Here is a 21,855-nt window from a genome sequence, read left to right as displayed (position 1 = left end):
CAGTGTGACGCTCGTTTTTCAATCTAATTAAGTTCTTCTAATTTTAGATTATCATTTTCCCAGTCTGTTTCAACTTGCTCTTGTTGTTGATTGATTTTTTTCAACTTAGTTTGTAAATTTTGACTTTTAATTCGATCATTATAATTTTCAGACAAAGTCATTTGTTGTTCAAGTTCTTTTTTATCAATTTCAATTTGGCTTAATTGCGTTTCTAAATCTGCAATATTTCTTTTTAATTTTCGAATTTCTCGCTGTTGTGCTTTTTTATCCTGATAACGTTGTTTAGTTTCAGTTAAATTAGAAACTTGTTTTGTGGTATCTGGTTTTTCTTGCTTTTCATGTTCAGCAATTTCTAGTTCTTCATTTTTTTTAGCCTTGTAGTAGTCATAGTTACCCATATACACTTTTGATCCATTCGGACTAAGTTCTAAAATGTGAGTGGCTAATTTATTAATAAAATAACGATCATGAGAAACAAATAAAATCGTACCCTGAAATTGTAAAAGGGCTTTTTCCAAGACATTAATACTTTCGATATCCAAATGATTGGTTGGTTCATCTAAAATTAGAAAATTATCATGATTCATGGATAATTTAGTTAGAAGTAATCGTGCTTTTTCACCACCCGATAGATTAGCAACGCTTTTTTCCACATCATTACCACTAAACAAGAAACTCCCAAGAATGGACCGAATCTCGCCTTCTGGAGTAGTTGGATAATCATCCCAGAGTTCATGTAAAACATCTTTTTGATGATGAAGACTTGCCTGTTGCTGATCATAATAGCCAATATTGACCCCAGTGCCAAATTGAACTGTCCCTTTTATTTTAGGTAGTTGACCTAAAATTGTTTTTAACAAAGTTGATTTTCCAATTCCATTGGGACCAAAAACAGCCATTCGTTGATAACGTTTTAAGTGAATGCTGATGGGATAGCTTAGAATCTTGTCTTGATATCCAATCGCTAGATTATCAACATCTAAAACTACATTTCCACTTTTTCGTTCAGGATTAAATCTGAATTTAGCAGTTTTGTGAGTATTACTGGGTTTATCAATGATTTCCATTTTGGCTAATTGTTTTTGACGCGACTGCGCTCTTTTGGTAGTAGAAGCTCTTACAATATTTTTTTTGACGAAGTCTTCTTCTTTTTTGATTTTTTTCTGTTGTTTTTCAAAATCTTTTTCAGCAATTGTTTGACGATGAATTTTCTCTTTAGTGAAATTACTGTAATTACCTTTATAGTAATCCATTTTTCCGTTATCTAAATTATAGATTTCATTCACAACTTTATCCATAAAGTAACGATCATGAGAAATAATCAAGAGTGCACCATTATAAGCTTGCAAATAATTTTCCAACCAGTCTGTAGTTTCCATATCAATATGATTGGTTGGTTCATCTAGAACTAATAATTGTGGTTTTTCTAGCAAAAGTTTGGCAATGGCGAGGCGAGTTTGTTGTCCACCAGAAAGTTCATTGATTTTACGATCAAAGTCGAATTCTTTAAAACCAAAACCACTTAAAACTGTTCTGATTTCTGCTTTATAACCATACCCATTTTTTCTTGTGAAATCGGCTTGTAATTCATCATAACGTTTTGAAACTTCCGCTAATTTTTCTGGATTTTCAATTGTTGTTGAATCACTGATTTCTGCTTCAAGTTTGTGAAGTTGTTGTTCTTCTTTAATGACACCAGCAAAAGCTGTTTCCATTTCATTTAAAATCGATTTATTAGAATGTAGTCCAGTATTTTGAGGGAGATAGCCAATGGTTAAATTTTTCTTTTTAGTAATTGTTCCTTCACTAACTGATTCAATACCAATCAACATTTTTAAAAGAGTTGATTTACCAGCACCATTTTGACCTACTAGACCAATATGGCTTTTTTCACTGATAGTTAAATTAATATCTTTAAATAAAATCTCACCATTAAATCTTTTAGTTAGATTATTGGCTTGTAATATAATCACGAAGACACCTACTTTCTGTGATAATTTTATCATATTCTAGAAGAAAGCCTGTTTAATAAATAAGTAGATTTTCACAAACTTTAGTTTTATCGTTTGTTTTTGTGGTAAACTTAATAATACTAGAATTTTGTAATAATAAAAGGAGTATGAATTAATGGTAGAAACAAAAATCCCGCGTGCAACCGCTAAACGGTTACCGTTATATTATCGTTATTTAAATACTCTTCATGACGGTGGTAAAACGCGAGTTTCTTCTACAGAATTAGCAGACGCTATTCACGTTGATTCAGCCACTATTCGAAGAGATTTTTCTTATTTTGGTGCTTTAGGCAAACGTGGTTATGGATACGATGTTGACAATTTGATGGAATTCTTTAAGAATATTTTACATCAGGATCGACTCACAAATGTAGCATTAGTCGGAGTTGGTAACTTAGGGCATGCTTTGCTTAATTTTAATTTTCACCAGGATAGTAATATTCGCATTTCTGCAGCTTTTGATGTCAATCCTAAAAATATTAACACTATCCAAGGGGGAGTTCCAATTTATCCCATGAGTCAAATGGTTACTCAACTAAAGGAACAACAGATTAGTGTTGTGATTTTAACGGTTCCATCAGATGTGGCTCAAGAAGTTGCCAATCAAGTTGCTAAAGCAGGGGTAAAAGGAATTCTTAATTTTACTTCAATTCGATTATCAGTTCCTGATGATATTCGCGTTCATAACGTTGATTTAACCAATGAATTACAAACTTTAATTTACTTTATTGATCATTACGATCAAAAATAGTAGCAAGCATTCTAATTAACTAGAATGCTTTTTATTTTGGGCAAAATTCTTGCAATAAATTGGTGATGGCGATATATTAATAATGTAGTTAGCACTTGAATAGTTCGAGTGCCAAAATAAAATGAAATTAATTGGAGGGGTTATCATGTTACAACCACTTGGTGATCGTGTAATTATTGAAGTTCAAGATCAAGAAGAAAAATCAATTGGTGGAATTGTATTAGCTGAAAACGCTAAGCAAAAACCAACGCAAGGAAAAGTAGTTGCTGTTGGTGAAGGTCGAGTTCTTGATAACGGTACGAAGGTTGCTCCAGTAGTTAAAACTGGAGATTTAGTTATGTTTGACAAGTACGCAGGTACCAAAGTTGAATATGATGAGAATTCATACTTAGTAATGCACGAAGGCGACTTACTCGCAATTATTAAATAAAAAATTAAACGATTAAAAATATTATTATGAGGTGATTAAAATGGCTAAAGAAATTAAATTTTCTGACGATGCTAGAAGTTCAATGCTTAAAGGTGTTGATAAACTAGCAGATACAGTTAAAACTACTATGGGTCCTAAAGGTCGTAACGTTGTTTTAGAAGAAACAGCTGGTGATCCAACAATCACTAACGATGGTGTTACCATTGCTAAATCAATTAGTTTACCTGACCATTTTCAAAATATGGGAGCTAAATTAGTATCTGAAGTTGCATCAAAAACTAATGATGTTGCTGGAGATGGTACTACAACTGCGACTGTTTTGACACAAGCAATCGTTAAAGAAGGTATGAAGAATGTTACTGCTGGTGCAAATCCAGTTGGTGTCCGTCGAGGAATTGAAAAAGCAACTGAAACAGCTGTTGCCAGTCTTCACAAAATGAGTCATAAAGTTGAAAACAAAGATGATATTGCACAAATCGCTTCAATTTCATCTGCAAGCAAAAAAGTTGGTAGCTTAATAGCTGAAGCAATGGAAAAAGTTGGTAAAGATGGAGTAATTACCATCGAAGATTCTAAAGGAGTTGATACCAGCTTAGACGTTGTTGAAGGAATGGAATTTGATCGTGGTTACATGTCACAATACATGGTAACTGATCAAGAAAAGATGGAAGCTGATCTTGATAATCCATACATCTTGATTACTGATAAGAAGATTAACAACATGCAAGATATCATGCCATTACTACAATCAGTAGTTGAACAAGGTCGTTCATTATTAATTATTGCTGATGACATTGGTGGTGAAGTTCTTCCTACTTTGGTATTGAACAAAATGAGAGGGACATTTAACGTAGTTGCAGTTAAAGCTCCTGGATTTGGTGATCGTCGTAAGGCTCAACTTCAAGATATTGCTGTTTTGACTGGTGCTACTGTTATTAGTGATGATCTTGGACTTGAATTAAAAGACACTACTGTTGAACAATTAGGTCAAGCAAACAAGGTTAATGTTACCAAAGATACGACTACTATCGTTGAAGGTAAAGGAAACCAAGATGCAATTTCTAAACGAGTTGCTGAAATCAAAACCCAAATTGCTGCTGCAACTTCTGATTTTGACAAAGATAAATTACAAGAACGTTTAGCTAAGTTAGCTGGTGGGGTAGCAGTTGTTAAAGTTGGTGCTGCTACTGAAACTGAATTAAAAGAACGTAAATACAGAATTGAAGATGCTTTGAATGCAACGAGAGCTGCTGTTGAAGAAGGATTTGTTCCAGGTGGTGGAACTGCATACATTAACATCTTGAAAGACGTTGCAGCAATTCAAGCAGAAGGTGACGAACAAACTGGTGTTGATATTGTTCTTCGTGCACTTGAATCTCCTGTTAAACAAATTGCTGAAAATGCCGGAGTTGATGGTGCTGTAATCGTTGATCATTTAAAACAAGAAAAACCAGGAATTGGTTATAACGCTGCTACTGGTAAATTTGAAGACATGATTGCCGCTGGAGTTGTTGATCCAACCAAGGTTAGTCGTTCTGCCCTTCAAAATGCCGCATCTGTTTCATCATTGTTATTAACAACTGAAGCAGTTGTTGCTGATCAACCAGAAGAAGAAAAAAATGATACTCCTGCAATGCCACAACCTGGTATGCCAGGAATGATGTAGTTCAAATCTTACTAAGAAAGTCTACTTTAAAAAGTAGACTTTCTTTTTTTATTCAGTTGGTGATTTTTACCAAAATTATAGTACAATAAGAGTCACATGCTTTTAATCGAAGAAGCAAATTAATGAATTATAGGAGTAAAGTTCATGTGGCGATATTTAAAAAGATTAATTATTGGTCGTCCACTTAAAAGTGACGATGAGTCTGGACAATCCTTGACTAAGTTCAGTGGTTTGGCTTTGTTATCATCTGATGCATTGTCATCAGTTGCTTATGGTACGGAGCAGATTACAGCAGTTCTGATTACTTTATCAACTGCGGCTTTGATGTATCAAATGTGGGTGGCATTGCTAGTGTTGGTACTATTGGCAGCTATTACCTTGTCATATCGACAAATTATTTATGCTTATCCATCTGGTGGAGGAGCTTATGTGGTAGCACGGACCAACTGGGGCGAGGGCGCTGGGTTAGTTGCTGGTGGTTCATTACTAGTTGATTACATGTTAACTGTAGCAGTTTCAACAACGTCCGGGACGGAAGCAATTACGTCTGCTCTACCGTCGTTATATAATTATCAGGTACCTATTGCTATTTTTATAGTGGTGTTTATTATGGTATTAAATTTGCGTGGGATGAAAGATTCGGCAACTTTTCTAGTTGTTCCCGTGTATCTTTTTATTTTCATGATTGTTTTCATGATTATTTTAGGTGGTTACAATATTTTAACCGGCAAAATTACATATCACGCATATGCTCCATTAAATGCTTCCGTTAAAGGAATGACATTATTACTGTTCTTTAAAGCATTCTCGTCTGGATCATCTTCGTTAACTGGAGTTGAAGCGATTAGTAATGCGGTGCCTAACTTTAAACAACCAAAAAGGAAAAATGCTGCGAATACTTTGGCTTTAATGGCGACCATTTTAGCCGTTTTCTTTGCTGGAATTACATTTCTAAGTTACTATATGGGGATTATTCCAGGAGCTAAAGATACCGTCCTTTCACAAATCGGTGTTGGTGTCTTTGGTCATGGCTTCTTATATTATGTATTGCAAATGGCAACAGCCTTGATTTTAGCGGTAGCTGCTAATACTGGTTTTTCTGCTTTTCCAATTTTGGCCTACAATATGGCCAAAGATAAGTACTTGCCACATGCTTATTTAGATAAAGGTGATCGACTTGGTTATTCAAATGGAATTATTTCACTGGCTATTGGTGCAATCGTTTTAATTCTAATCTTTAATGGTAAAACGAATCTTTTGATTCCGTTATATGCAGTAGGGGTTTTTGTTCCATTCACACTTTCTCAATCAGGAATGATTGTTCACTGGTTCCATCATAAAGAGGGATTTTGGCCTGGTAAGATGTTAATTAACTTAATTGGGACCATCATTTCCATAATGTTAGTTGTTTTCTTATTTGCACTCCATTTTGGAGACGTTTGGCCATATCTAATCATTATGCCTTTGATTTTGTATATGTTTTATCGCATCCACAATCATTATCTACAGGTGGCTAAACAACTGCGTGTTAAGAATGCAAACTCTAAAGCAGTTATTAAGAGTTATGATGGATCGACTGTGATAGTATTAGTTGGAAACGTTACGCAAATGACTCATGACGCTATTAGTTATGCTAAGTCGATTGGTGATCAAGTGGTAGCAGTTCATGTGTCTTTTAACTCAGATCCAGAACATGAGAAAAAGAACGAGGCTAAATTTAAAAAAGAATATCCAGACATTCGATTTGTTAATATTCATACTTCGTATCGTTCGCTGAACGATCCAGTATTGCGTTTTTGTGACGTTATTTCTAGAAAAGATGAAGAAATTAATTATTCGACGACTGTTTTGGTACCGCAATTCGTACCCAAACATCATTGGCAACAAGTATTGCATAACCAAAGTGGTTTGAGATTACGAGCTGCTTTAAACTCTAGACAAAATATTATTGTGGCAACTTATAATTTCCACTTGAATAATTAAATATAATAATTTTATCAAAAAACAACCACATTAATTAATGTGGTTGTTTTTTGACTAAGTAATCTAGTTAAGGTGCATTAAAATAATAAAGCAATCCCTCATACAATGTAGTTAGATTTTATAGAAATTTATCCAAAATGTTTTGCTAATTACTTTAAAAATTTATAATTAAAAAAGACTGCCAACTAGACAGTCTTTTTTTAATTATAAATGAACTAGGTTTGCAAAGAGTGGCACCACAATGTCAACCACTATGGAAATAATAACTACTGAAATAGCAGCCATTGAGCCTTCAATTGGTCCTAATTCCAAAGCCTTAGCAGAACCCAATGTATGTCCAGCTGTTCCTAATCCTAACCCAATTCCGATTGGATTTTTTAGTCGGAAAATTTTAATTAACCAGTCACCCATTGCATAAATAATAACGGCATTTAAGATACATGCCATTGCAGTAATAGCTGGAATACCATGAATACCCTGTGCAATTGGCATTGCCACAGCAGTAGTAGCTGCTTGAGGTAACATCGAAGCAATCGCAGCATGATTTAACCCAATTAATTTTGAAACAAAATACATAATAACTACGGAAATACCTAACCCGATAATTAAGGATAAAACAATTTCTAACCAGTATTTTTTAACGATATCATTGCGTTTGAAAAGTGGAATTGCAAACGCAATTGTTGCTGGATATAAAAACCAGAAAATAATGTCACCACCAGGTTTATATAAATTAGTATAAATCCAAGTAATATTAATATTAGTAGATTTTGCAATTAACCATAAAATAAAGATTCCTAATACCATACTGACAAATAAAGGTTGAAAAAGAAAAAATCCGTGTGTCTTTTTAAACAGGAAATCACCAATTAAATAAACAACTAATGAAAGGGCGATTCCAAACATGGGAGTACCTAAAAATTTTAATAATTCTGCTTGCATCAGTTTGCTCCTTTTATTTTACTTCATCTTTTTTACCAAACATTTTATTACGCAACCAAATTAAAAAGGTTGCTACTAAAGCAACGGATACTAACATGACAATTGTCGAAATAATAATCATGATTACTAATTGAATCCCAGAATGTTTCATAATATCTAAAGAAGCTGCTAATTGAATTCCAGATGGAACAAATAAAAATGCTAGAATACCAATTAAAAAATTACTTAATTTTTCAATTTGTTCTGGTTTTATAATCTTAAATGTGAGTAAAAGATATAAAATAATTAGCCCAACAACTGGGGCTGGAACAGGGAAATTTTTTGGAAAGAGGACTGAAATTAAGTAAGAAACAAATAAAATAACAGCAAAAATCCCCATTTGAACAATGATTGAAGTTTCTGTTTTTTTTGGTTTTGGTTTATTTTCCATGACGCACTCCTTCATTTAAAATATGTGACTTAATTCACAATAACATTAATTATATCAAACTTAGTCCAAAATACAATTTCATGATAATTATTTAGAACGATAAGGGATTTCAAAATATTCGTCATGTTCTTTTTTTATTTTGACATCACCTGCTAATAAGTTAGTGATCTTAGTTTGAAATGATTCGATTTGATTAGCTGCTACCGCCGTTGTGATTTCTATCTCTTTTCCATATTCAGTTTCATAAATAATGAAATCATTTTTCTTTAAAAAGTATTGTAATTTGTCATTCAATTTATAAGAGACGATAAGTTTTATTCTAGTTTGCAATATTTTTTCTATAATACCGGTTTGTTCAATGACCTGTGAAGCAGAATTGCTATAAGCACGAATTAATCCGCCAGCACCTAATTTAATCCCACCAAAATATCGGGTTACAACAATGGCAGTATCATGCAAATTATTTTTCTTTAAGACCTCTAGCATTGGCACTCCTGCTGTTCCACTGGGTTCACCATTATCACTTTCACGTTGAATTTCATCATGTTTGCCAATTAGGTAAGCAAAGCAGTTATGATTAGCTTTTTTATTAGCTTGTGAGATATTTTGAATAAACTCTTTTGCTTCTGCTTCAGAATTAACTCGACTAATCGAGGCAATAAATTTTGATTTTTTTATATCAATTTCATGTGAACCACTGTTAGCAATTGTTAAAAATTTATTTTCCATATTAATTTAGTTCCTTAAATTACGTATTTATTTGTGAGGTGAGTTACTTGATTGATAATGAGTTAGAAATAGCAGGTCGCTTCGTTCCTGCTGATGATTTAACAAAAAACTTGTTAAAGCATAAGAAAATTGATTTGGTTCCAGCTGTTATTATCCACAAAACCTATATACATTGTACTAGATGCGGAAGTGATTGTGAAAAGAGTGCAGCACGAATCTCAGATACAGTTTATTATTGTTTTGAATGTGTTAATTTAGGAAGATTAGATAGTACGATGAAACTGGCTGCTTTCCCCGAAATTAACCAATTTAAAGAAATTGATTTTCCGCTGACTTGGAAAGGAAAGTTAACCGATTTGCAGCAACAATGTTCTAATCAAGTGGTACAGGCATTTAAGCACCAACAAGATTTGCTATTATGGGCAGTAACTGGAGCCGGTAAAACTGAAATTTCGTTTGCAGGGATTGAGTGGGCGCTAAAGCACCAACTTCGAGTAGCCATTGCATCACCCCGTGTAGATGTATGTGTTGAACTTTTTCCAAGATATCAAGAGGCTTTTCATGAGACATCAATGATACTTTTACATGGTAAAAGCACTGAAAAATACCAGTATCGGCAACTAACTATTTGTACTACGCATCAATTATTGCGATTTAAGCAAGCTTTTGACATTTTGATTTTAGATGAAGTTGATGCCTTTCCATTCGCTAATAATCCAATGTTGGAAATGGCTGCTAAACGAGCTGTTAAAGTTGATGGTTGTCGTTTATTAATGACCGCAACTCCGAGCAAAGAATTGCGTCAGCAATATCAGACTGCTTATTTGCCACTTCGATTCCATCGTCATTTGTTACCGCAAATGAAACTTCATCTTTGTTTTAATTGGAACATCAAAATTTATCAAGGAAAATTACCGTTTAAATTTGTGAAAATGATATTAAAAAAAATCAAAGTTGGTCAGCGTTTTTTAATTTTTGTCCCTCGAATTAAAGATTTAGCAGTTGTTGATCGAGTTTTATCTAAAAAATATCAAGGGGAAAAGTGTTGGGAAACAGTTCATGCAGGAGATGAACAACGGATGGAAAAAGTACAAATGATGCGTTTAAAACAGGTACAATTTTTAATTACTACGACCATTTTGGAACGTGGAGTTACTTTTCCAGGAATTGATGTGATAATTTTGGGAGCTGATGAACGTTCATTTTCAACTGCTTCATTGGTTCAAATTGCTGGTCGAGTGGGGCGAAAAGCATCTCGTCCATATGGTAATGTGGACTGTTTTATTGGTGGGTATTCAAAAAATGTGATATTGGCACGGCAACAGATTGCTGAAATGAATCGGAGAGGTCAAAAAATTGAATAGTAGTTGTTTATGGTGTGGGGGTTTTGTTAATAGTTCATTATCTATTCATTTTATTTTGAGTTTTAAACCAATTGTGACCCGTTATCTTTGTTTGCGTTGTGAAAAATTATTTCAGCCTATAGTCACTAAAAAGCATTGTTTCCAATGTGATCGAATTCAGTCGGTCAACAAACTTTGTGCAGATTGTTTAAAATGGAATCAAGTTAATTCAGTTAAATTAATTAATCAATCTTTATATGCGTATGATGGTGTTATCAAAGAATATATTGATCGTTATAAGTTTCAAGGAGATTACAGATTACGCAAGTTAGTAGCTGTTCAAGTGGCTGGATTAATAAAAAAACATGAAGTGGTAGTTCCAATCCCAATTAACCAGGTTACTATGGAGGTCAGAAAATTTAATCAAGTTATAGGCTGGCTAGAAGGAATCAACTACGTTGAGATACTTACCGCAAAACCAAAATTAAAATCACAATTTCAAAAAAATCGATTAGAGCGACTACAAACCAAGCAACCGTTTGAGATTAACGAAAAATATTCTAAAATGATTAAACAAAAACATGTGTGTTTAGTTGATGATATCTACACAACTGGAACCACTTTACATCATGCAGCTCAACTTTTATTTGAAAATGGTGCTCAAAGTGTTCGAAGTATTACACTTGCACGTTAGACCATTGTTATTTAAGGATTTATTAACTATAATAGAAATAACGATGATTATAGAGATAGAGTGATTTGTGTCAGTTGTGAAGGGGATTTTAAAATGTTATCTTTTAATGTTAGAGGAGACGATGTCGATATTACTGACGATGTTCGTGAATATATTTCAGAGCATGTTAGTAAAATTGACGATTATTTTGAAGATGGCGTTAGTGCCGTTGCACATATTAATTTGATTGGTTACAAAAATAATGATGTAAAGGCAGAAATAACCATTATTTTTCCATTTTTGTTGTTACGAGGTGAAGCAACTTCCGCTGATATTAATATCAGTATTGACGCTGCAATTAAAAAGATTGAGCAACAGATTAAAAAATACAAAGAAAAAATTAATGAAAAAGCAAAGATTCGTGGAGAAAAAATAATCTTTAAGACGGATGGTACTGACCCTATTAAACTTAAAGTGGTACGTAAAAAACGAATTCCCTTAAAACAAATGGATTCTGATGAAGCAATTTTACAAATGAATTTGTTGGATCATGATTTTTATGCTTTTAAGGATATTAATAATGAAACCATTGATATTGTTTATCGTCGTAAAGATGGTGAATATGGATTAATCACTACTGAAAGTTAATTATTTATTAGTTAAGCCCTGAAAGATGACCAATTAGCCATCTTTCAGGGCTTTCTTGTCAGGGACAGGTTCACTTGACTCTTGTTTTTAATTATCAAAATAAAATGTTAAGATATAGAGTATTAAGAAGAAAATAACGTTATTTAAAATGAAACAATTGAGGAGAAATTAATCGATGGCAACAAATGTTTTAAAAAAATGGATAGAAAGCGATAAGCGCCGAGTTAAACAGCTTGGTAAAATTGCCGATAAGGTAAGTTCCTACTCTACTGAATATCGCAAATTAAGTGATGAAAAATTAAAAGCAAAAACTTCAGAATTTCAAAAACGGTTTCAAGATGGCGAATCATTAGATGATATGCTTCCAGAAGCATTTGCTGTTGCTCGTGAAGGAGCCCGTCGAGTTTTAGGACTTACTCCATTTAGAGTGCAGATTATGGGGGGAATTGTCCTTCATGAAGGTAATATTGCTGAAATGAAAACTGGTGAAGGGAAAACTTTGACCGCTACGATGCCAGTTTATTTAAACGCCTTGTCTGGCAAGGGTGTTCATGTTGTTACGGTTAACGAATATTTATCTGAACGTGATGCAGAGCAAATGGGACAATTATATAATTGGCTTGGGCTGACAGTTGGTGTTAATAAAGCTGATATGGGTCCAGATGAAAAAAGAGCTGCATACGACGCTGATATTACGTATTCCACTAATAGTGAAATTGGATTTGATTATTTGCGTGACAATATGGTGGTTTACAAAGAAGAACGGGTTCAACGTCCTTTAAATTTTGCTTTAGTTGATGAAGTTGATTCGATTTTAATTGATGAAGCCCGAACTCCTTTGATCATTTCTGGTCAAGCTCAAGGTTCAAATGAACTTTATAAACAGGCGGATCGTTTTGCAAAAACGTTAACTGCTAAAGACGACTATAAGGTTGATTTAGAGACTAAAACAGTTTCTTTAACCGAACAAGGGATTAAAAAGGCAGATAAATTTTTTAACCTAAAAAACATTTATGATACTGATAATACTGCTTTAACCCACCATTTAGACCAAGCCTTGCGAGCTAATTATGTCATGGAACGTGACAAAGATTATGTGGTCAAAGATGATGAGGTTTTAATTGTAGATTCCTTTACCGGACGAATTATGGACGGTCGGCGTTTTTCTGATGGATTGCACCAAGCCCTGGAAGCTAAAGAGGGCGTTACAATCCAAGAAGAAAGTAAGACAATGGCCAACATTACTTACCAAAATTTATTTAGACGTTATCATAAGCTGGCTGGAATGACTGGAACTGCCAAAACTGAACAAGAAGAATTTCGGGAAATTTACAACATGAATGTCGTTGCAATTCCAACTAATAAACCTGTTATCAGAGTTGATGAATCGGATGTTTTGTATCCAACATTGAAATCAAAATTTGATACAGTAATTGAAAAAGTTAAAACTTTACATCGTCGTGGGCAACCAATTTTACTAGGAACTGTTGCGGTTGAAACTTCTGAATATTTGTCAAAAAGACTTGATGAAGAAAAGATTCCACACGTAGTTTTAAATGCTAAAAATCATGCTAAAGAAGCAGATATCGTTGCAAACGCAGGGCAAAAAGGTGCTGTTACTATTGCAACTAACATGGCTGGACGTGGAACTGATATTAAACTTGGACCTGATGTAATTGGGGTTGGCGGATTAGCAGTGATCGGAACTGAGCGTCACGAATCACGAAGAATTGATAATCAGCTGCGGGGACGTGCTGGACGTCAAGGTGATCCTGGTTATTCACAATTTTATCTTTCATTAGAAGATGATTTGATGCGTCGTTTTGGTTCTGATCGAATTAAAAATGTCTTAAAAACCTTAAAGGTTGAAGATGACGATGCTGTAATTCGTAGTCGAATGATCACTAAACAAGTTGAATCAGCTCAAAAGCGAGTTGAAGGTAATAACTATGATTCCCGAAAGAACGTTTTAAAATATGATAATGTTATGTCCGAACAACGTGATGTGATTTATGGAGAAAGAAATCGTGTGATTGAAGAAACTGATTCTTTGAAATGGGTTTTAATGCCTATGATTGAGCGAACTATTGATAGAATTGTAGATTTGCATACTCAAGGCGATAAAAAGAATTGGGATCTTGATACCATCCTTGATTTTGCCATTAGTTCTTTAGTTAGTCCAAATGAAATTGGGATTGAAGATCTTCAAAATAAATCTGCTAAAGAAATCAAACAATACTTAATGAAATTGGCTGAAAAGTCATACGATGAAAAAACTAAGGAACTTCAAGACCCTAGCCAAATTCTTGAGTTTGAAAAAGTTGTTATTTTACGAGTGGTTGATTCACATTGGACTAATCATATTGATGCAATGGATCAATTGCGAGAATCAATTGGGCTGCGTGGATATGGTCAATTAAATCCATTAGTTGAATACCAGCGCGAAGGTTATAGAATGTTTGAAGAAATGGTAGCAGACATTGATTATGATGTTACCCGTTTATTTATGAAAGCTGAAATCAGACAAAACATTCAAAGATAAGCAAAAATACGAAGGACTGTGGTTCTTCGCTTTTTTTGAGTAAGGATGAATAATGGAATTAAGTGAAGCAAAAGTAAAAGTGGACGAGATTAAGCAAGAAATTGATCACTTTGGGAGGTCTCTTTGACCTTGATCAGTTAAATGAAGCAATTTCGATTAACGAATCAAAGATGGCTGAGCCAGGATTTTGGGATGATCAAAAAGCTGCACAAAAGTTGATTGATGAAAACAATCAATTAAAAACCAAGTATGATAATTTTCATAGTTTAGCAACAGAATGCGAAGATTTACAACTTACATTGCAATTGTTAGAAGAAGAATCCGATGCAGCCTTACAACAAGAATTTGAAATAACACTTGAAAAAGTAGAAAAACATTTAAATGAATATAAACTTGGGCAATTATTAAACGGTAAGTATGATGAAAACAATGCTATTATTGAAATTCATCCAGGAGCTGGGGGTACAGAAGCAGAAGATTGGACTGAAATGTTACTACGGATGTACACACGCTGGGCTGATCAAAATGGCTTTAAGGTTATAATTGATGATTATCAACCAGGAGAAGTTGCAGGAATTAGTAGTGTGACGTTTACAGTTAAAGGTCATAATGCGTACGGATATTTAAAATCTGAAAAAGGCGTTCATCGTTTAGTTCGTATTTCTCCTTTTGACTCAGCTAATCGACGACACACTTCGTTTGCATCTGTGAATGTAATGCCTGAATTAGATGAAAGCGTTAATATTGAGATTAAGCCTGATGATTTACGAGTTGATGTTTTTCGCTCAAGTGGTGCTGGTGGTCAGCATATCAATAAAACTTCGTCTGCGGTTCGAATTACGCATTTACCAACTGGAATTGTAACCTCCAGTCAAGCACAACGTTCACAATTGCAGAATAGAGTAACTGCAATGAATATGTTAAAATCAAAGTTGTACGAACTTGAACAAGAAAAAAAAGCACAAGAAAAAGCCAAGTTAGAGGGTAAACAGTTAGAGATTGGATGGGGCTCGCAAATTCGATCTTATGTTTTTCATCCTTATACGATGGTAAAAGATCATCGAACCAATCATGAAACTGCAAATGGAAAAGCAGTAATGGATGGCGACCTTAATCCATTTATTAATGATTATTTACAATGGAAATTACAACAAAAAAATTAATAAAGGTGACTAAATCATGGAATTAGCATTAAATATTTTATTTTTCTTAATTGTACCTACTTTTTGGTTAGGGATAATTAGAACTTATTTGTCTTATCGCTCTCGTTTGAATCGGGAACGATCGTTGTATGATAGTGCTATTAATCCTAAAAATACAGAGATGCGGACCTTTTTTATTTCGTTAATTGTGCTAGGAATTATCGGGTCGCTTTTTACATCACTGATTGGAATTGAAGTTTCTTATGTTTGGATTCTTTTTTATGAAATTGCCATTACAATCGCGTTATTAATCCCAGTTTTGATGATTCCATTTACGATTTTATTTGGAACAATGATTATTATTTTAATATTTGGAAATAAATTTTATTCAAATATTATTAGTGGAAACTTTAAAATCACCATGCAAAATACGATGCCGGAAGGATTAGATTTTTTAGCTTTGATTACAGCGATGTTGATTATTCAATATATTTTTTTGAAAATTAATCGCAAATCAGTAAATTCTCCAATCATTAGTAAAAATATTAGAGGTAATAAAATTGCATCATATGTATTTAATAAAATGACAGTTGTTCCTTTGGTATTGTTCGTACCTGGAAGTTTATTTGAATCAACTTCTCCATTATGGCCGGTATTTAAAATTTTTGGGGCTAAACTGACAATTTTAGTGGTTCCATTTTTAATTGGATTTAGATTTAAATTTATGGGCGAAATGCCTGAAAAATTACTTAAAAGAATGGCAAATGCAATTGGCTGGCTGGCCTGGTTGAGTTTTGGGTTAATGATTGATGCTTTTATCTGGAAAAATCTTTGGTTTGATATTGGTAGCATTGTAGTTATTTTTGTTGCTTATTTATTGATTTTACGTCACTATAAAAAAGTTGATCAAAATGAAAGCAAAACAGTTGAACAATCAATTGATGGGATTAGAATTCTGGCTGTCAAACCCAATACTCCAGCTGCTAAGATGAATCTGCAAATCGGTGATTTGATTCAAGAAGTCAATGGGAAACCTGTTAAAACTGAAGATCAATTATATAAAGCATTACAGAGTAATCCAACTTTTTGTCGTTTAAAAATTAAAAATCGAAACAATCGTTTGGAAATGAAGGAATCTGCGATTTATGCTGGATCTCCTCACGAGATTGGAATTGTTACTTTCCCCAATAATTAAAAGTGCCCGAGTGGCGCTTTTTTTATGACAGTTAATTTGATGATAGATGGAGATAATATGCGTTTTATTAGTAGAATATTGGTTAATTTTGTATTGTTTTTAGCCTTTGCTGGATTATTCCAAAATGTTTTTTACATTGAAAATTGGAAAGTAGCTTTGGGAGCAGCAGTTGTTTTTTCTATCTTAGAAACATTAGTTAAGCCGATTTTGTCGCTCTTGTTTTTGCCAATTAATATTTTGACTTTTGGAATATTTAACTTGTTTATCAATGCCATTATGTTAGAACTTACTTCGTATTTAATGGGAAGTGCTTTTCAGTTTTCTTCATTTGGAACTATCTTTGTAGTTTCATTATTAATGTCATTGTTTAACTATGTGATTACTACATCTTTATGGCAAAATTAAATTGTTAATAAGTGTTAAAATTAGAATATTAGTTAAGGAGGGTTCGTTATGGTTAAGAGTGTTAGTGTGAAAGAATTAGTAGACAACACCCATTTAAAAGTTTTTTCGGGTGAAGACTACTTAGATCGTCCTATTACCACTAGTGATATTTCTCGTCCTGGGTTGGAACTGACGGGTTATTTTGATTATTATCCTTCAGAAAGAATCCAGCTTTTGGGAATTACTGAAACTTCATTTGCAAAACATTTGCCAGAAGAAAAATTAAAAGATTATATGAATCGGATGTGTCAGCCAGATACTCCCGCCTTTGTAATCTCAACTGATTTAGAACCGCCTCAGGAGTTGATTGATGCTACTAAAAAAGCGCATATTCCAATACTAGAGTCGAAGTTAAATACTTCACGTGTTTTAAGTAATATGACTGATTTTTTGGAAGCCAAATTAGCACCTAGAAAATCAGTTCATGGTGTTTTGGTTGAAGTTTATGGACTTGGTGTATTGATTACTGGAGAATCTGGAATTGGTAAAAGTGAAACCGCCCTTGAGTTAGTTAAACGTGGTCATCGATTGATTGCTGATGATCGAGTTGAGGTTTATCAACGTGATGAGCAGGCTTTAATTGGACAAGCTCCTAAAATCCTAAGCCATTTATTAGAAATTCGAGGAATTGGAATTATTGATGTGATGACATTGTTTGGGGCCGGAGCAGTCCGTTCTGAAACAAAAGTTGACTTGGTTGTTCATTTAGATATCTGGAACAAGGATACTAAATATGATCGTTTAGGGAATAATCATGATACGGTGCAATTTTTCGACGTGGAATTAAAAGAATTGAATATTCCTGTTAAACCTGGTCGAAACTTAGCGATTATTATTGAAACCGCAGCAATGAACTTTAGAGCAAATTCAATGGGATATAACGCTACTGATGTTTTTAATAAAGAATTAAATGGTCTCATTAAGAAAAATGAAAAAAATGATGGTCAAAATGATAAGTCTAAAAATGATAGTAATGAGGGTAAATAATGTTTAGTATATTAGCCATGAATCCGGTTGCCATTAATTTTGGACCATTTCACGTACGCTGGTATGGAATTATCATTGCTTCTGCAGTTTTAATTGCAATTTGGTTATCTATGCGAGAAGCCAGACGACAAGGATTAAATGAAGATGTCTTATATAATATGATTTTATGGGCGATTCCAATTGCGATTATTTCTGCTCGAATCTATTATGTTATTTTTCAATGGAAATACTATGCTCGGCACCCAGAAGAAATTATTGCAATTTGGGATGGCGGGATAGCTATCTACGGAGCATTGTTAGGTGCTGGCATATTTATTTATTTTTATTGTAAGCATCACAATTTATCAATTTGGCAAATTTTTGATATTGCTGCTCCAACCGTGATTATGGCACAAGGAATCGGTCGTTGGGGTAATTTTATGAACCAAGAAGCTTATGGGGCAGTGACTTCATTGTCCTTTTTGCGTCATTTACACTTGCCCCACTTTATTATTCAGCAGATGCTGATTGATGGGATGTATCGTCAGCCAACTTTTCTCTATGAATCAATTTGGGATTTGACTGGATTTGCGTTGTTGATGATTATGCGGCATTCTGATAGGTTATTTAAACGGGGAGAAGTATTTTTAGCTTACGTAATGTGGTATTCTTTTGGCCGATTCTTTACAGAAGGTATGAGAACTGATAGCTTAATGTTTGGAACATTTCGTATTTCTCAAATTTTGTCCATCATTTTGTTTTTTGGAGCTCTTGCTGTATTGCTATATCGTCGTAAGAACGATCAAAATCTGGTGTGGTATAATTATCAAGTTTGAAGGAGAAAAGTATGACAGAAAAAATTGCAGTTCTTGGTGCAGGTTCATGGGGTAGTATGTTAGCCGAGATTTTGAATGAAAATGGACATGATGTTCGTTTATGGTCACATAATCCTGCTCAAGTGCAAGAAATGAACGAAAAACATACTAATAAAAAGTATATTAAAGACTTCACTTTCTCTAAATCTTTAAAAGCCTATTCAGATTTAAAGGAAGCAATTGAAGGAGTGGATGATATTTTATTTATTGTTCCTTCTCAAGCAACTCGTTCAGTTGCTAAACAAGTTAATCAAATTTTAGATCAGTTAAACATTAAGCCATATATTATTCATGGTAGTAAGGGTTTGGAAACTGGAACTCATGAAAGAATCTCTCAGGTTTTAGAAGCAGAAATTGAACCTAAAAATCGTAAAACGGTTTCTGTTATTTCAGGTCCAAGTCAAGCAGAAGCAGTTGCTAAACATGATCCAACGTTGGTAACGGCTGCTAGTGAAGATTTGCCCTCTGCTATTCATTTTCAAAAACTATTTATGAATGATTATTTTCGTGTTTATACAAATAATGATATAATTGGCGTTGAAATTGGCGGGGCTCTAAAGAATATTATTGCATTAGCTGCTGGTGCGCTTTATGGACTAGGCTATGGCGATAATGCTAAAGCTGCTTTAATGACTCGTGGTGTTGCAGAAATTTCTCGTTTAGGAGTTTCATTTGGTGCTAATCCACTGACTTTTACTGGATTGTCTGGTATGGGAGACGTTATTGTAACTGCAACTAGTAGTGACTCACGAAACTGGAAAGCTGGTTATCAGCTTGGAAAAGGTAAGCAACTTGATGATATTGTAAAAGATATGGGCATGGTAATCGAGGGTGTAGCTACTAGTCAGGCCGCATATGATTTAGCTCAGGAATGTGGAGTTGAAATGCCAATTACTACAGCAATTCATTCTGTTCTAAATAAGCAAGAAACAGTCAAAGAAGCAATCAACAAATTAATGACCCGTGAAGGTCGTTCAGAAATTGGATAGATAATTACATAGGAGTGTAGATAGAGATGAAGAAAGTTACAAAAGCGATTATTCCAGCCGCTGGATTAGGAACTAGATTTTTGCCGGAAACAAAAGCAATGCCTAAAGAGATGTTACCAATTGTTGATACGCCAACAATTCAATATATTGTTGAAGAAGCTAAAGCTTCCGGAATTACTGACTTAGTAATTGTGATTGGTAAAGGTAAACGTGCCATTGAAGATCATTTTTCACCAAACTATATGTTAGAAGAAAATCTTAAAAAGAAAAATAAAGAAAAAATGTTAGAAGAAGTTGAAAAAACTAATGAAATGAATATTTACTTCATTCGTCAGGCATATCCAGATGGATTAGGGGACGCTGTTTTAACAGCGAAGAGTTTTATTGGCAATGATCCATTCGTAGTTATGCTTGGTGATGATTTGATGCAAGATAAAGTTCCGTTAACCAAACAATTAATTGAAAGTTATCAAGATTCCGGAGCTTCTACCTTAGCAGTTATGAATGTTCCCCATGAAGATACTTCTAAATATGGAGTAATTGATCCGCTTGATGAGGTTAAACCAGGACTTTATGATGTGAAGACTTTTGTAGAAAAGCCAAATCCCAAAGATGCTCCAAGTGATCTTGCTATTATTGGAAGATACTTGTTTACTCCAGAAATTTTTGAAGTATTGGAAAATACAAAACCTGGTAAGGGAAATGAAGTTCAATTAACGGATGCAATCGATACTTTAAATAAAAAACAACGAGTATTTGCTCATGAATTTAAAGGTAAACGATTTGATACTGGAAACAAATTAAGTTGGCTTGAGACTAACATTGAATATGGAATTAACCATCCAGAAATTAAAGGTGAATTCCGTGAATATCTCAAAAAAATTGGTAAAAGATTAGAAAAAGAAGACCAGTAATAAAAAAAGATATCGATTAATATCGATATTTTTTTTAGACTTAAATAATAACGATTAGGTTGAATATATGTTAGTATTAATTGTGTGCAATCTTAATTTCGAAATGATTATAAATTAAAAGTATTCATTGGATGTGCTATACTTATTTTACTAAATGTTCGAGTGATAATGATGCATTATTGATTGAGGAGGTTAACATGACAAAAAAATATGATGTAATTGTAATTGGAGCAGGCCCTGCTGGGATGACTGCAGCTCTTTATGCATCACGTGCTGAGTTATCAGTTTTGATGCTTGATCGGGGTGTGTATGGCGGTCAAATGAATAATACCGCTGAGATTGAAAATTATCCTGGTTTTAAATCAATTTTAGGTCCAGATCTTTCCCAAAAAATGTATGATAGTAGTACCCAATTTGGTGTTGAATATGGTTATGGAGAAGTTACTGGGATTGATATTGAAGGTAATCGTAGAATTGTTAAAACTGCTGACGATGAGTATGAAGCTCCTGGGTTAGTGATTGCTTCTGGTTCACAATATCGCAAACTAGATGTTCCAGGCGAACAGGAATATGGTGGACGCGGAGTTTCTTATTGTGCGGTTTGTGATGGGGCCTTTTTTAAAGGCGAAACTGTTGTAGTTGTAGGTGGCGGTGATTCAGCCATTCAAGAGGCAACTTATCTTTCTAATATTGCTGCTAAAGTAATTGTGGTTCATCGTCGTGATAAACTACGTGCTCAAAAGATTTTGCAAGAACGTGCTTTTGCAAAAGATAATATTGAGTTTGTTTGGAATAGTGAAGTTGAAGAAATCGAAGGTAATGGCAAAAAAGTTACTGGAGTTAAGGTTAAAAATAATCAAACTAATGCTAGTGAAACCATCCCAGCGGCTGGAGTCTTTATTTATGTTGGTATTTTACCAATGACTGATGCCTTTAATGATATTGGAATAACCGATGAAGCTGGTTGGATTGATACTAATGACCAGATGGAAACTAAAGTCCCAGGTATTTATGCTGTGGGTGATGTTCGCAAGAAGCATTTACGACAGATTACGACCGCTGTTGGTGATGGTGGTGAAGCTGGGCAAGCAATTTTTGATTATGTGGAATCAGTTAAAACAAAATAATTTAATAAATATGAAGCAGATTTAATTCTGCTTCTTTTTTTATCATTTTATTTT

Annotated in this window: 20 protein-coding genes; 16 read left to right on the top strand and 4 right to left on the bottom strand. The window is 33.9% G+C overall.

The window, feature by feature from the left end:
- Nucleotides 1-23: 23 nt before the first annotated feature.
- Complete coding sequence (locus tag AC0GLR_RS05255) at nucleotides 24-1,973, bottom strand: ABC-F family ATP-binding cassette domain-containing protein (protein ID WP_495604424.1); 1,950 nt, start codon at nucleotides 1,971-1,973, stop codon at nucleotides 24-26.
- 154 nt (nucleotides 1,974-2,127) lie between these two features.
- Between AC0GLR_RS05255 and AC0GLR_RS05250 the strand changes: the two genes are divergently transcribed.
- The 4 genes from AC0GLR_RS05250 to AC0GLR_RS05235 all read left to right on the top strand — a co-directional run bounded on the left by AC0GLR_RS05250 (nucleotide 2,128) and on the right by AC0GLR_RS05235 (nucleotide 6,842).
- Nucleotides 2,128-2,763 (top strand): redox-sensing transcriptional repressor Rex, encoded by a 636-nt coding sequence (locus AC0GLR_RS05250; RefSeq protein WP_495604423.1) that lies wholly within the window; start codon nucleotides 2,128-2,130, stop codon nucleotides 2,761-2,763.
- 145 nt (nucleotides 2,764-2,908) lie between these two features.
- Nucleotides 2,909-3,193: a co-chaperone GroES gene (groES, locus tag AC0GLR_RS05245; protein ID WP_054646409.1), complete on the top strand. Its 285-nt coding sequence runs from the start codon at nucleotides 2,909-2,911 to the stop codon at nucleotides 3,191-3,193.
- Between the two features lie 40 nt (nucleotides 3,194-3,233).
- Nucleotides 3,234-4,859 (top strand): chaperonin GroEL, encoded by a 1,626-nt coding sequence (gene groL, locus AC0GLR_RS05240; protein WP_495604422.1) that lies wholly within the window; start codon nucleotides 3,234-3,236, stop codon nucleotides 4,857-4,859.
- 144 nt (nucleotides 4,860-5,003) lie between these two features.
- A complete protein-coding gene (locus AC0GLR_RS05235) occupies nucleotides 5,004-6,842 on the top strand; it encodes an APC family permease (RefSeq protein ID WP_495604421.1) in 1,839 nt (612 codons plus the stop codon).
- Nucleotides 6,843-7,046: 204 nt separating this feature from the next.
- On the opposite strand, the gene lrgB is transcribed toward AC0GLR_RS05235, so the two are convergent.
- The 3 genes from lrgB to AC0GLR_RS05220 all read right to left on the bottom strand — a co-directional run bounded on the left by lrgB (nucleotide 7,047) and on the right by AC0GLR_RS05220 (nucleotide 8,943).
- On the bottom strand, nucleotides 7,047-7,784 hold the full coding sequence (lrgB, locus tag AC0GLR_RS05230; protein ID WP_495604420.1) for an antiholin-like protein LrgB: 738 nt from the start codon (nucleotides 7,782-7,784) through the stop codon (nucleotides 7,047-7,049).
- 13 nt (nucleotides 7,785-7,797) lie between these two features.
- The gene (locus tag AC0GLR_RS05225; RefSeq protein ID WP_495604419.1) at nucleotides 7,798-8,214 is read right to left on the bottom strand and encodes a CidA/LrgA family protein; all 417 of its coding nucleotides are present in this window, start codon (nucleotides 8,212-8,214) and stop codon (nucleotides 7,798-7,800) included.
- An 87-nt stretch (nucleotides 8,215-8,301) separates the two neighbouring features.
- Nucleotides 8,302-8,943 (bottom strand): YigZ family protein, encoded by a 642-nt coding sequence (locus tag AC0GLR_RS05220; RefSeq protein WP_495604418.1) that lies wholly within the window; start codon nucleotides 8,941-8,943, stop codon nucleotides 8,302-8,304.
- A 38-nt stretch (nucleotides 8,944-8,981) separates the two neighbouring features.
- On the opposite strand from AC0GLR_RS05220, the gene AC0GLR_RS05215 reads away from it, so the two are divergent.
- The 12 genes from AC0GLR_RS05215 (at nucleotide 8,982) to trxB (ending at nucleotide 21,801) form a co-directional block, all read left to right on the top strand.
- Complete coding sequence (locus tag AC0GLR_RS05215; protein ID WP_495604417.1) at nucleotides 8,982-10,307, top strand: ATP-dependent helicase ComFA; 1,326 nt, start codon at nucleotides 8,982-8,984, stop codon at nucleotides 10,305-10,307.
- Complete coding sequence (locus AC0GLR_RS05210; RefSeq protein ID WP_495604416.1) at nucleotides 10,300-10,980, top strand: ComF family protein; 681 nt, start codon at nucleotides 10,300-10,302, stop codon at nucleotides 10,978-10,980. The genes AC0GLR_RS05215 and AC0GLR_RS05210 overlap by 8 nt, the downstream gene beginning before the upstream one ends.
- Before the next feature lie 93 nt (nucleotides 10,981-11,073).
- Nucleotides 11,074-11,607, top strand: a complete 534-nt coding sequence (hpf, locus tag AC0GLR_RS05205; protein WP_495604415.1) for a ribosome hibernation-promoting factor, HPF/YfiA family — start codon at nucleotides 11,074-11,076, stop codon at nucleotides 11,605-11,607.
- Between the two features lie 175 nt (nucleotides 11,608-11,782).
- Nucleotides 11,783-14,149: a preprotein translocase subunit SecA gene (secA, locus tag AC0GLR_RS05200; RefSeq protein ID WP_495604414.1), complete on the top strand. Its 2,367-nt coding sequence runs from the start codon at nucleotides 11,783-11,785 to the stop codon at nucleotides 14,147-14,149.
- A gap of 52 nt (nucleotides 14,150-14,201) precedes the next feature.
- Nucleotides 14,202-15,312, top strand: a protein-coding gene (gene prfB / locus AC0GLR_RS05195; protein WP_495604413.1) for a peptide chain release factor 2 whose coding sequence is annotated in 2 segments (ribosomal slippage) — nucleotides 14,202-14,273 and nucleotides 14,275-15,312 — 1,110 coding nt in all. Because the reading frame shifts where the segments join, the coding sequence is not laid out codon by codon here.
- A gap of 16 nt (nucleotides 15,313-15,328) precedes the next feature.
- Nucleotides 15,329-16,486 (top strand): PDZ domain-containing protein, encoded by a 1,158-nt coding sequence (locus AC0GLR_RS05190; protein WP_495604412.1) that lies wholly within the window; start codon nucleotides 15,329-15,331, stop codon nucleotides 16,484-16,486.
- A 24-nt stretch (nucleotides 16,487-16,510) separates the two neighbouring features.
- Entirely contained in the window at nucleotides 16,511-16,891 is a 381-nt protein-coding gene (locus AC0GLR_RS05185) for a phage holin family protein (RefSeq protein ID WP_495604411.1), read from the top strand.
- Between the two features lie 48 nt (nucleotides 16,892-16,939).
- A complete protein-coding gene (gene hprK / locus AC0GLR_RS05180; RefSeq protein ID WP_495604410.1) occupies nucleotides 16,940-17,917 on the top strand; it encodes an HPr(Ser) kinase/phosphatase in 978 nt (325 codons plus the stop codon).
- The gene (gene lgt, locus AC0GLR_RS05175) at nucleotides 17,914-18,732 is read left to right on the top strand and encodes a prolipoprotein diacylglyceryl transferase (protein WP_495605420.1); all 819 of its coding nucleotides are present in this window, start codon (nucleotides 17,914-17,916) and stop codon (nucleotides 18,730-18,732) included. Before hprK ends, lgt begins: the two co-directional genes overlap by 4 nt.
- Before the next feature lie 11 nt (nucleotides 18,733-18,743).
- Nucleotides 18,744-19,760, top strand: coding sequence for an NAD(P)H-dependent glycerol-3-phosphate dehydrogenase (locus AC0GLR_RS05170; RefSeq protein WP_495604409.1), 1,017 nt, complete (start codon nucleotides 18,744-18,746; stop codon nucleotides 19,758-19,760).
- A gap of 26 nt (nucleotides 19,761-19,786) precedes the next feature.
- Nucleotides 19,787-20,674: a UTP--glucose-1-phosphate uridylyltransferase GalU gene (gene galU / locus AC0GLR_RS05165; protein ID WP_495604408.1), complete on the top strand. Its 888-nt coding sequence runs from the start codon at nucleotides 19,787-19,789 to the stop codon at nucleotides 20,672-20,674.
- 197 nt (nucleotides 20,675-20,871) lie between these two features.
- On the top strand, nucleotides 20,872-21,801 hold the full coding sequence (trxB, locus tag AC0GLR_RS05160; protein WP_495604407.1) for a thioredoxin-disulfide reductase: 930 nt from the start codon (nucleotides 20,872-20,874) through the stop codon (nucleotides 21,799-21,801).
- Nucleotides 21,802-21,855: the final 54 nt, after the last annotated feature.

The organism is Fructilactobacillus sp. YLN 2412 (assembly GCF_059488745.1).
This window is presented reverse-complemented; position numbering and strand designations above follow the sequence as displayed.